Source organism: Streptomyces sp. NPDC005728 (assembly GCF_040630895.1).
GTDB lineage: Bacteria > Actinomycetota > Actinomycetes > Streptomycetales > Streptomycetaceae > Streptomyces.
Genome location: NZ_JBEXYL010000169.1, coordinates 1 through 11252 on the forward strand (window position 1 = coordinate 1; position 11252 = coordinate 11252).

11 protein-coding genes are annotated in these 11252 nt (G+C 71.9%); 5 read left to right on the forward strand and 6 right to left on the reverse strand.

Going from position 1 to position 11252, the window contains the following annotated elements; genetic code table 11:
* Positions 1-71 precede the first annotated feature (71 nt).
* From ABZ471_RS45525 to ABZ471_RS45535, 3 genes are all read right to left on the reverse strand, one after another.
* Positions 72-458, reverse strand: coding sequence for a DUF3040 domain-containing protein (locus tag ABZ471_RS45525; RefSeq protein ID WP_359075046.1), 387 nt, complete (start codon positions 456-458; stop codon positions 72-74).
* 278 nt (positions 459-736) lie between these two features.
* Positions 737-1564, reverse strand: coding sequence for a methyltransferase (locus tag ABZ471_RS45530; protein WP_359075047.1), 828 nt, complete (start codon positions 1562-1564; stop codon positions 737-739).
* Between the two features lie 123 nt (positions 1565-1687).
* The gene (locus ABZ471_RS45535; RefSeq protein ID WP_359075048.1) at positions 1688-2251 is read right to left on the reverse strand and encodes an SAV_6107 family HEPN domain-containing protein; all 564 of its coding nucleotides are present in this window, start codon (positions 2249-2251) and stop codon (positions 1688-1690) included.
* Positions 2252-2418: 167 nt separating this feature from the next.
* Between ABZ471_RS45535 and ABZ471_RS45540 the strand changes: the two genes are divergently transcribed.
* The 5 genes from ABZ471_RS45540 (at position 2419) to ABZ471_RS45560 (ending at position 8428) form a co-directional block, all read left to right on the forward strand.
* Positions 2419-3153, forward strand: a complete 735-nt coding sequence (locus ABZ471_RS45540; protein WP_359075049.1) for an ATP-binding cassette domain-containing protein — start codon at positions 2419-2421, stop codon at positions 3151-3153.
* Positions 3125-5209: a YhgE/Pip domain-containing protein gene (locus tag ABZ471_RS45545; RefSeq protein WP_359075050.1), complete on the forward strand. Its 2085-nt coding sequence runs from the start codon at positions 3125-3127 to the stop codon at positions 5207-5209. Before ABZ471_RS45540 ends, ABZ471_RS45545 begins: the two co-directional genes overlap by 29 nt.
* A gap of 47 nt (positions 5210-5256) precedes the next feature.
* On the forward strand, positions 5257-5886 hold the full coding sequence (locus tag ABZ471_RS45550; protein ID WP_359075051.1) for a TetR/AcrR family transcriptional regulator: 630 nt from the start codon (positions 5257-5259) through the stop codon (positions 5884-5886).
* A gap of 361 nt (positions 5887-6247) precedes the next feature.
* Entirely contained in the window at positions 6248-6862 is a 615-nt protein-coding gene (locus ABZ471_RS45555; RefSeq protein WP_359075052.1) for a DUF4126 domain-containing protein, read from the forward strand.
* A gap of 57 nt (positions 6863-6919) precedes the next feature.
* Positions 6920-8428 (forward strand): NAD(P)/FAD-dependent oxidoreductase, encoded by a 1509-nt coding sequence (locus tag ABZ471_RS45560; protein WP_359075053.1) that lies wholly within the window; start codon positions 6920-6922, stop codon positions 8426-8428.
* 13 nt (positions 8429-8441) lie between these two features.
* Here ABZ471_RS45560 and ABZ471_RS45565 read toward each other — a convergent pair whose 3' ends face one another.
* The 3 genes from ABZ471_RS45565 to thiE form a co-directional block, all read right to left on the reverse strand.
* Positions 8442-9371 (reverse strand): hypothetical protein, encoded by a 930-nt coding sequence (locus ABZ471_RS45565; protein WP_359075054.1) that lies wholly within the window; start codon positions 9369-9371, stop codon positions 8442-8444.
* A 56-nt stretch (positions 9372-9427) separates the two neighbouring features.
* Positions 9428-10351: a methylenetetrahydrofolate reductase [NAD(P)H] gene (metF, locus tag ABZ471_RS45570; protein WP_359075055.1), complete on the reverse strand. Its 924-nt coding sequence runs from the start codon at positions 10349-10351 to the stop codon at positions 9428-9430.
* Positions 10352-10459: 108 nt separating this feature from the next.
* Entirely contained in the window at positions 10460-11107 is a 648-nt protein-coding gene (gene thiE, locus ABZ471_RS45575) for a thiamine phosphate synthase (RefSeq protein ID WP_359075056.1), read from the reverse strand.
* Positions 11108-11252 lie beyond the last annotated feature (145 nt).

An 11252-nucleotide genomic window follows, 5' to 3' on the forward strand; every position in this document is an offset into this window, starting at 1 on the left:
GTCGAATCGATGAACGCCCGGCTCCGCCACCCACCGGGTGGCCGCCCCTCACTCATGTCTCAAGGGAACTTCTAGTGGCCCTGATCGTCTCGGCGACGCTGCCAGCGCTGCTCGATCCGGTCCATCATGGAGCGCTTCTGCCGCACCTGCCGGCGAGCGGCGCCCGCTGCCGGCTGTTCACCCGGCTTGGGTGCCTTGCGCCAACCTGTGACGGCAAGAACGGCACAGCCCAGCATGACGAGGAAGCCCACCACGCTGACCCAGATCTGCTGTGCGACCATTCCGGCCATGAGGAGCGCGATACCCACGAGGAAGCCTGCGACCGCCTGGTAGACCCGCCGCCGGGTGTACGTCCGCAGCCCACTTCCCTCAAGCGCCGACGCGAACTTGGGATCTTCGGCGTACAGCGCTCGCTCCATCTGCTCGAGCATGCGCTGCTCGTGCTCCGAGAGCGGCACGGAGTCCTCCTCATCGTGCAGTCGCCGGGGCGACCCTGGGGGTCCCTTCAGGATAGGCAGGGAATCGCCCCCGTGAAACCCGCCCCTCTACGCCAATAGGCCAACCGGAATCCGTCATGGCCGTCCCGGCTCGCTGAGGCTTCCATTCCCCGACGGCCGGTCCGTCATGCCGGACGGTATACCTCGATCATACGGCGCAAACCCCACGATCGGGGGGTCTTGTGTCGTACTCCATCTGCCGCCAAGGCCCTGATCAGCGGCAGGTCCCGGAAGGCCGCTCAGGCCTCCGCGGCCCCGCGCACCTCACCGAGCACATGGAGCTGGGTGGCGACGGAGTGGAAGGCCGGCAGCTCGGCCGCGGCGGCCTCCAGCTTCAGCAGGGCATCGAGGGCGCCGGGCTCGGTGTCCACCAGAACGCCGGGCACCAGGTCGGCGAAGATCCGCACGCCGTGCACGGCGCCGATCCGCAGCCCCGCGCTCTCGACCAGCTCGGTGAGCTGCTCGGCGGTGAAGCGGCGCGGCATCGGGTCGCCGGCGCCCCAGCGGCCCTCCGGGTTCTCCAGGGCCTGCTTGGCCTCCTTGAAGTGGCCGGCGAGGGCCCGGGCGAGGACGGCACCGCCGAGACCGGCGGCGAGCACGCTGAGGACGCCCTCGGAGCGCAGCGCGGCCACCGCGTTGCGGATGCCCTCGGCGGGGTCGTCCACGTACTCCAGGACGCCGTGGCACAGCACGGCGTCGTAGCCACCGCGCTCGACCACGTCGAACAGGCCGTGGGCGTCGCCCTGGACGCCCTTGACCCGGTCGGCGACGCCCGCCTCGGCGGCGCGGCGCTCCAGCGCGAACAACGCGTTCGGGCTGGGGTCCACGACGGTGACGCGGTGGCCGAGGCGGGCGACGGGCACGGCGAAGTTGCCGCTGCCGCCCCCGGTGTCGAGCACGTCCAGCGAGTCCCGCCCCGTGGCCTTGACACGGCGGTCGAGGGCGTCCTGGAGGACCTCCCAGACCACGGCGGTACGGAGAGAGGCGCGGGGTCGAGAGGGGTCGGAGCGCAGCGACGTCCCCTGGGGGTGGTGGTGGGAGACGGGCGGGCGCATCGGGTCCGACACGGCAGTTGACTCCTCGGCAGGGCGGACGGCTTCAGGCGACCTCCACCCTATTGCCTCCGGTGGCCTGCCCGGTCATCACGGCGGGGTGGGCCGGGTGCGTCTCGTACGGCGGACCATGGGCCGTCAGCCCGCGTCCGGGAGGTCGCCGCGGGTGCCGTGGCCGCCCTGTTCGCCGGCGTCCTGGCGGGGCTGGGGCAGGACGGGCTGGAGCACCAGCATCCGCTCGACGATGCGGAGGAACATCGCCACGTCGCGTATCAGGTCGTCGGCGTCCCGCTGTCCGGCCGCTCCCTGGATGCCCGCCTCGGCGCGGGCGCGCCGGGCCGCACCGGAGGCGAACAGCGCGCTCCATTCGGTCAGTTCGGGGGTGATCTCGGGGAGCACCTCCCAGGCGCTGCGGATGCGGGCCCGGCGGCGCGGGGAGATCTCGGGGCGCCCCCGGGCGGCGAGCACGGCGGCGGCGGTGCGCAGGGCGGCGAGATGGGCCGTCGCATAGCGCTCGTTGGGGGTTTCCAGGCGGTCCGCCTCGTCGAGTCCGGCGCGGGCCTGGGCGAGCAACTCGAGGGCGGCGGGCGGAGCCGTGGCCCGGCGGAGCACGGGGTGCACATCGCTCGCCGGGCCGGTCAGTGAGGGGGCAGGGCCGGTGGCGCGGCGCCGGTGGGCGGCGGCTGCGGAGGAGTTGGCCATGACGAACCTCCTGTCGTCTGGGTGACGGCACGGATGCCGTATGTGCCCATCGTGGGGTATGGCACTGACAATCCGTTCTGACCTGGGCTTTTGCCTCGATCGCAGGTTCGGGCGTATTTTTGCACTGACCAGTCAGTTCAAATAACGGCAAGCAGGCAGGGGGGCTTGTGGACGGCGTGGACGTCACGGCCGAGGGCCTCGGGCTCAAAGGGCCACGGGGATGGGCCTTTCGCGGCATCACTTTCGACGCACGACCCGGCTCGCTGATCGCGGTCGAGGGACCCTCCGGCTCCGGCCGTACGAGTCTGCTCCTCGCGCTCACGGGACGGATGAAGGCCACCGAGGGGGCGGCCGCGGTGGGCGGGTTCCGGCTCCCCCGGCACATGGCGGCCGTACGCCGTGTCGGTGCCGTGGCCAACGTGGCCGGTGTCACCGACCTGGAGCCTGCCCTGACCGTCGGGGAGCACCTGCGGGAACGGGCCCTGCTCCAGCGCAGGTTCGGCGACTCGCTGCGCGAGGTGCTGCGGCCCCGCGCGGAGCGCGCCCACGAGGCACGGCTGCGGGTGGACGCGGCCCTGGCCGCCTCCGGACTCGACCTGGAGACGCTCCCCAAGGGCTCCCGGACGGCCGTACGCGACCTGGAGCGGCCCCAGGAGCTGCGCCTGTCCCTCGCGCTGGCCCTCCTCGGGCGGCCCGGGCTGGTCGGCGTGGACGACGTCGACACGAAGCTCTCGGAGGCCGAACGCGCCGAGGTCTGGGACCTGCTGCGGTCCCTCACGCGCGCGGGGACGACGGTCGTGGCCGTGTGCCGCACCGCCCCCGAGGACTGCCTTTCCGTTCCCACCCACCAGAGCGACCCGAAGGAGGAGGCCGATGCGCTCGCCGAGGCTGGCCGCGCTTGAGCTGAGGCGCTTCGGGCGGGGGAAGCTGCCACGCGCCGCGCTGGTCGCGCTGCTCGTGCTGCCCCTGCTCTACGGCGCGCTGTACCTGTGGTCGTTCTGGGACCCGTACGGCCGTCTGGACCGCATCCCGGTGGCCCTGGTGAACGACGACAAGGGCGCGACGGCCGGCGGGAAGAAGATCGCGGCCGGCGACGACATCGTGGACGGGCTGCGCGACAGCCGGACCTTCGAGTGGCACGAGGTGAGCGGCGCCGAGGCCCGCCGGGGCGTCGAGGACGGCACCTACTACCTGTCGCTGACGATGCCGGGCGACTTCAGCGAGCGGATCGCCTCCAGTTCGGGCGACTCCCCGGAGACGGGCGCGCTCCGGGTGCGTACGAACGACGCGAACAACTACATCGTCGGGCAGATCTCCCGGACGGTCTTCAACGAGGTCCGCACGGCCGCCTCCACCAAGGCGTCCCGGACCTTCCTGGACAAGATCTTCATCTCCTTCTCCGGCATCCACGACAAGACCGTGACGGCGGCCGAGGGCGCCGACCGGCTCAAGGGCGGCCTCGGGAAGGCGGAGAAGGGCTCCAAGGACCTCGCGGACGGCCTGAAGGACGCCAAGAGCGGCAGCGGCAAGCTCTCCAAGGGCCTGACGAAGCTCACCAGCGGCGCGAGCGACCTGGAGGACGGCTCGCAGCAGGTCGCGGACGGCACGCAGACCCTCGCGGACAACGTCAACGGCGTCTACAAACAGACCGGTCCGTTCCTGAAGGACAACGAGAAGACCATCGGGGACACCGCCCAGCTGGTCGCCGACTCGGCCAAGGCGGTCCGCCACAACCTCGACGTCCTCGTGGAACTCGCGCCGGCCGCCGCCGAGACCGCCCACGCCTCCTCCGCCGTCCTGGACGAGGTCTACAAGGCGCGCTGTGAGAGCGCCGTGATCCCCGACCCGGTCTGCCCCGACCTGAAGAAGGCCAGGCAGGCGGCCGCCGACGTGGCCACCGTCGCCGACGACCTCAACACGCTGATCGCCGACCAGGACGGTGACCTCAAGACGCTGCGGGACAACCTCGGCACACTCCAGAAGCAGTCCCAGGCCCTGGCCGACCGCGCGCCGCACCTCTACGAGGACGTGTCCGACGCCGTCAAGAAGATCAACGAGCTGAACGACGGCGCGGCCGAGGTCGCCGCGGGCGCCAAGAAGCTGCACACCGGGATCGGCACCGCGGAGACCGGCGCGACCGTGCTCGACAAGGGCATCGGCACGGCCCACTCGGGCGCCGACACGCTCAGCGGCGGCATGTACAAGCTCGTCGACGGCTCCGGAAAGCTCGCCGGCGGTCTGCACGACGGCGCGAAGAAGATCCCTGACTACGACAAGCAGGACCGCGACCGGCGCACCGACGTGATGGCCGACCCGGTCCAGCTGGCCTCCCACGACCTGCACAAGGCGCCCAACTACGGCACCGGGTTCGCCCCGTACTTCATTCCGCTGTCCCTGTGGGTGGGCGCGATGGTGGCGTACATGCTGATCCCGCCGCTCAACCGGCGTGCCCTGGCGGCCGGTGCGCCGGCCTGGCGGATCGCTCTGGCCGGCTGGCTGCCGGTGGCAGCGGTGGGCGTGCTGCAGACGGTCGCCCTGATGTCCGTGCTGCACTGGGCGATCGGCCTGCAGATGGCGCGGGCGGTCGGCACGGTCGGCTTCCTGTTCCTCGTGGCGGCGTGCTTCGCGTCGATCGTGCAGTGGCTCAACGCCCGCTTCGGCGCGGCCGGCCGGATCCTCGTCCTGGCCCTGCTGATGCTCCAGCTGACCTCGGCGGGCGGCACCTATCCCGTGCAGACCAGTCCGGGCTTCTTCAACGCCCTGCACCCGTTCCTGCCGATGAGCTACATCGTGGCGGCCCTGCGCCGGCTGATCACGGGCGGCGGGCTCGGCCCGGTGTGGCAGGCGTGCGGCGTGCTGGCCGCGTTCACCGCGGGCGCTGTCGCGCTCACCGCGCTCGCGGCCCGGCGCCGCCAGGTGTGGACGCTGGACCGGCTGCACCCGGAGCTGAGCCTGTGATCGCCGACAAGTCCCTGCACGCGCGCGTACCTGTGACAATCAGGGCCATGGAAAGCAGCAGCGCCACGTCCGGCGGCAGCACGCGCCGCGAGGCCACCCGGCAGAAGCTCTACGAGGCGGCCGTCACCCTCATCGCCGAACAGGGCTTCTCCGCCACCACGGTGGACGAGATCGCCGAGCGGGCCGGGGTCGCGAAGGGCACGGTCTACTACAACTTCGCGAGCAAGTCGGTCCTCTTCGAGGAACTGCTGCGGCACGGCGTGGGTCTCCTCACCGCCTCCCTGCGGGAGGCGGCGGAGCGGACCGCGGCCGAGGGCGGCAGCAAGGTGGACGCGCTGGACGCGATGGTCCGCGCAGGCCTGGTCTTCATCGACCGCTACCCGGCCTTCACCCAGCTCTACGTGGCCGAGCTGTGGCGCACCAACCGCGCCTGGCAGTCCACCCTGATGGTGGTGCGCCAGGAGGCCGTCGCCGTCGTCGAGGGGGTGCTGCGCGAGGGCGTGGCGGCCGGCGAGTTCAGCGAGGAGATCGACGTCCAGCTGACGGCGGCCGCGCTGGTCGGCATGGTGCTGGTGGCCGCCCTGGACTGGAAGGCCTTCCAGCCCGAGCGCTCCCTGGACGACGTCCACGCGGCCCTGTCCCGGCTGCTCCAGGGGCGCGTGAGCGGAAAGGGCTGAGCACTCCAGGAGCACGAGAAAGGCGCCGGTCCGCTGCCGGACCGGCGCCTTCCCACTCCCCGTACTTCCCGTACTCCCCCGTACGGTTTCCCCCGATGGTCCCCCGTGGTGGTCTGCCCCGGGTCCCCCGTGCCTCGCTTCCGCCGACGGATCGGCGGAAGGAGCGGCCAGGGCGCGAGCGCCGTTCCGCCGCCCCGTGTCGGCGGTCCCGGCCCGCGCCCCCTGCCGTGTCTCCACTCTCCCGTCGACACGGCTCGCGGCCCATCCGCGTCCGTACTCATCTCGCCGTCTGAGTACGGATACTCAGGCGTCCGCGCGCGTGCCCACGACGCCGGCCCGCCGCCTGGCTACGATCGCGTCCGTGTCGGTACTCCCTCTGGTCTTCACCAGCGGCTGGGCCAGCGGCATCAACGCCTACGCGGTGGTGCTGCTGCTCGGCCTCTTCGGCGTGACGGGAGTGAGCAGCGACGTCCCGCAGACCTTGCAGCGCCCCGAGGTGCTGATCGTGGCGGGCGTGCTGTTCCTGTGCGAGGCGGTCGCCGACAAGATCCCGTACGTCGACTCGGTGTGGGATTCCGTCCACACGGTCGTGCGGCCGCTCGCGGGCGCCTGGGTCGGGGCGCTGCTCGCCGGGCACAGCGGCTCGATGTCGGACGTGGCGGCCGGTCTCATCGGCGGTTCCACCGCGCTGGCCAGTCACACCGTGAAGGCCGGGACGCGCATGGCGGTCAACACCTCACCCGAGCCGTTCAGCAACTTCGTCCTGAGCCTCGCCGAGGATCTCGGGGTGGCCGGCATCGTCTCGTTCGCGATGTTCCATCCGGAGGCGGCGGCCGTCATCGCCGCGGTGCTGCTCGTCTCCGGGCTCGTGGTGCTGGTGTTCCTCGTCTCCCGCATCCGTCGCTTCCTGCGGCGCCGGGCCCAGCGGCGCGAGGAGCGGCGGCTGGCCTCGCGGATGTCCGGGCCGCCCGGCTGACGGCCCGGCGACCGCCCGCGGACCGGGCTGTCAGTGGCGGTCGATAAAGTCGCAGGCATGGCACGGATTGCGGTGATCGGCGCCGGCATGGGCGCGATGGCGGCCGCTGCCCGGCTGGCCGTCGCGGGCCACCGGGTGGCGGTGTACGAGCGGGACGAGACGTACGGCGGCGCGGTGCGCCGCTTCGAGCGGGACGGGTTCGCCTTCGACACCGGTCCCGGACTGCTGACGCTGCCCGCGGTCTACCGCGATCTGTTCCTCAAGACCGGCAAGCGGCCGCTGGAGGACTGCGTCGAGCTGGTCCAGGTCGACCTGTCCTCCCGGCACGTCTTCGCGGACGGCACCGAGGTCTCCCTGCCGAACGCCTCGCGCGCGGGTGCCGTCGCGGCTCTGGACGAGGCACTGGGGGCGGGAGCCGGGCAGCGCTGGGGGGACTTCCTGGTGCGGGCCCGCGAGGCCTGGGACCGCACGCGCCGGCCGCTGCTGGAGGAGCCCCTGTGGCCCAACTGGCAGGTGCTGGACGAGAAGGAGCCGTATCCCGGGGTTCCGCACAAGCGTCTGCTGCGCACGCGGCGCGCGGTGAAGCTGCACGAGATCGGCGCCTGGGAACTGCGCGACCCACGGCTGGCACAGCTGCTGGACGGCTACGCGCTCGCGTACGGCGTCGATCCCGGGACCGCCCCGGCGAGCGCCGCCGTGCTGCCCTACATGGAGCACGCCTTCGGCACCTGGTACGTGCGCGGCGGAATCCGGGAGCTGGCGCGCGCGGTGTACGAGCGGTGCCTGGAGCGGCGGGTCGAGTTCGTCTTCGGCGCCGACGTCGTCCGGGTCCTGGAGAAGGACGGCCGGGCGGCCGGGGTGGAGCTGGCCGACAGCACAGTGACCGAGGCGGACTTCGTCGTCGGCACGGCGCCCCGGCGGCTGGGCGGCATGGTCGCGGGCAGGGAACTGTACGGCGCACAGGACGTGCTCCCGGAACACGAGGACCGCTACCCGGGCCGGGCGGTCGTGTGCCTGGCACTGCGCGGTGCACCGGAGCCCGGCGCCGTGCACCGCACGGTGGTGCACTCGGCCGACGGTGAGGGTGACCTGGACCTGTTCCGGCACGGGGTGATCCCCGACCTGCCGACGGTCGTCGTGGACCGGCCGGACGACCCGGCCCTGCGTCCCGACGGGGAGCACGAGTCCGTGGTGCTGACGGCGACGGTGCCACCGGCGACGGAGTACGACTGGGCAGCGCCGGGGGCCGCCGAAGCCTTCGCGGACCGGATGGCCGCAGCCGCCGAGCGTGCCGTGCCGGGACTGCGCGAGCGGGTGCTGTGGCGCGAGGTCCGCACACCCCTGGACACCGAGCGGGAAACCGGCGCCACGGGCGGTGCGGTTCCACCGCCCGCGCTCGCCGCGCCGGAGGGCGTGCTGCACCCGTCCAACACCACGGCGTTGCCCGGCCTGTTCACGGCCGGGGGCTGGTCACATCCTGGCGGTGGGCTCGCCCACGCCGGCATGTCCGGCGCGCTGGTGGCCGGGCTGATCGTGGAGGGTCCGGAGTTCCGCGGCTCGCAGTGAGCGGAGCGGGGTCTCAGAAACGGTACTGCTCGTCGTACCCGGCGCCCGGCTGCGGCTGCTGCTGCCCGTGGCCCTGGTACGGGTACGGCTGCTCCTGCGGGAGTTCGCCGCCGTAGGTCTCGTCGTTGCGCTGCTGCGGGACCCAGACGCCGCCGGCCGGGGTCCCGTCGTACCCGCCGGTGGCGTACGGGTCCTGGCCGTAACCCTGCTGACCGTACTGCTGCTGGCCGTAGCCGGGGTCGTACGCGGTGCCGCCGCCATAGGACTGGGTGCCGATGTACGGGTCCGAGTAGTTGGCGTAGCTCTGCTGGCCGCCGGTGTCGTAGCCGTAACCCTGCTGGGCGTAGCCCGAGTGGTCGTAGGCGTAGTTCTGGTCCGCGGACTGCTGCTGGGCGGCACCCGCGTAGGCGGTGTCGCCGTAGACGCCGTAGGAGCCGGTGTCCTCGGGGAGGGGCTGGGGCTCGTAGACAGCGGTGGTCTCGGCGGCGGTGGGCTCGGGAGAGCGGGCCGGGGTGAAGACGTCGTCCCGGTCGTAGTCGTCGCCGTAGGCGAGCTGCTCGCGGCCGTGGTCGGCGCCCCGGTCGTCATCGGCCTCCGCGGCCTCCAGGTCGGAGACCTCGAGGCTCGGGTCGTTCCGGTCCCTCCTGCCGCGGCGGCGCTTGCTGCCACCGCCCTCGGCCTCGGCCTCCGGTCGCTTGACGGCCCAGCCCGCGGCGAAGCCGCGGCGGAAGGAGAGCGTGACGTAGGTCTGTCCGATCGCGAAGGCGATCGCGCCCAGGCCGATCACGATGACGGACGGCATCAGTACGCCGAGCACGACACCCAGGAAGCCGACGAAGGCGAGCAGCCGCCAGCGCAGCCGCGCCTTGTATTGCAGCAGCACTTCGCCCAGCAACCACAGTGCGACGATGCCGAACGCGATGTAGAGGACCGTCCAGCCCATGTACGCCCCTCTCCCAGTGACCGCTACGCAGTGTGTCGTACCGCGGTGCGGCCGGTCTAGGCCTGCGGGGGATGGTGCAGGCCCAGGTTCTCGTAGATTTCCAGGGTCGCCGTGGAGTTGTTGAGCGTGATGAAGTGCAGTCCGGGCACTCCCTCGGCCAGCAGCCGTGCGCAGAACTCCGTGGCGAACTCGATGCCAATGGAGCGTACCGCCGCCGGATCGTCCTTCGCTGTGAGGATCCGCTCTTTCAGGGCGTCCGGGAAGTGCGCATTGCTGAGTTTGGGCAACCGTTCCAGCATCTTCACGCTGGTGACAGGCAACACCTCCGGAATGACCGGAGTGTCACAGCCGGCGGCCGCCACGCGGTCACGCAGCCGCAGATACGACTCCGGCTGGAAGAACATCTGCGTGATGGCGTAGTCGGCCCCCGCACGGCACTTGTCGACGAAGTGGGCGACATCCGTGTCCCACTCCGCGGACCGCGGGTGCATCTCCGGGAACGCGGCGACGCCCACGCAGAAGTCGCCCGACTCCTTGATGAGCCGGACGAGCTCCGCCGCGTACGTCAGGCCCTTCGGGTGCGGGATCCAGTCGCCCATCGGGTCGCCGGGCGGGTCTCCGCGCACGGCGAGCATGTTGCGGATGCCGGCGTCCGCGTACTGGCCGATGATGTTGCGCAGTTCGGCGATGGAATGGTCGACCGCGGTGAGGTGGGCGACCGGGGTGAGCGTCGTGTCCACGACGATCTGCTGGGTCTCCTTGACCGTGGTCGCGCGCGTGGAACCGCCCGCTCCGTAGGTGACGGAGACGAAGTCGGGGGCCACGGCCTCCACCCTGCGCAGCGCGTTCCACAGGTTCCGCTCGCCCTGGGGGGTCTTCGGCGCGTAGAACTCGAACGAGTACGTCGTCTTGCCGGTGGCGAGCATGTCGCGCACGGTGCGTGCGCGATCAGTCCTGGTGGATGCGGTTCCGAGGGCCATACCCGCAGGTTAGCCAGGGGTGGGCGGTCCCCCAACAGAGCACCGGAAATTTGCCCGAATTGTCGGCCTCCTGTCCACCCCTTGGACAGGAACACGGACAGATGGGCCCTACGCCTGCCTGAGTCGCTTGGCGAACTCCGCCGCGGCCGCTCCCGGGTCGTCGGCCTCGGTGATCCCGCGGACCACGACCACCCGACGGGCGCCCGCGTCCAGCACCTCGTCCAGACGGGCGAGGTCGATGCCGCCGATGGCGAACCAGGGGCGGTCGGTGCCCAGGGCGGCCGTGTACCGGACCAGGTCGAGGCCGGGGGCGTGGCGGCCGGGCTTGGTGGGGGTGGGCCAGCAGGGGCCGGTGCAGAAGTAGTCCACGCCCTCCTGGACGGCAGCCGCGGCGGCCTCGGACTCGGCGTGCGTGGAGCGGCCGATCAGGACGTCGTCGCCGAGGATCGCACGGGCCGAGGGGACCGGGAGGTCGCCCTGGCCGAGGTGGAGCACCTGGGCGGAGGCGGCGTGGGCGACGTCGGCCCGGTCGTTGACCGCGAGGAGCTTGCCGTGCCGGGCGCAGGCCTCGGCGAAGACCTTCAGGTGCTCCAGCTCCTCGGCGGCCTCCATGCCCTTGTCACGGAGCTGGACGATGTCGACACCACCGGCCAGGACCGCGTCCAGGAACTCGGCGAGGTCGCCCTGCCGGCGGCGGGCGTCCGTGCAGAGGTAGAGGCGGGCGTCGGCAAGCCTGCCGCGGGCGGTGTCGGACATACGTGGGTCCCCCCGTCGTCGGTGTACATGGGTGGGCGAGTGGGTGGGGGGGCGGGGGCGCGGGGGGGGGCGCCCCCGGGGGGGGGGGGGGGGTCTTGGTGTTTTATACGCTCATTAAACTAAAAACAAAAATATAAATAATATT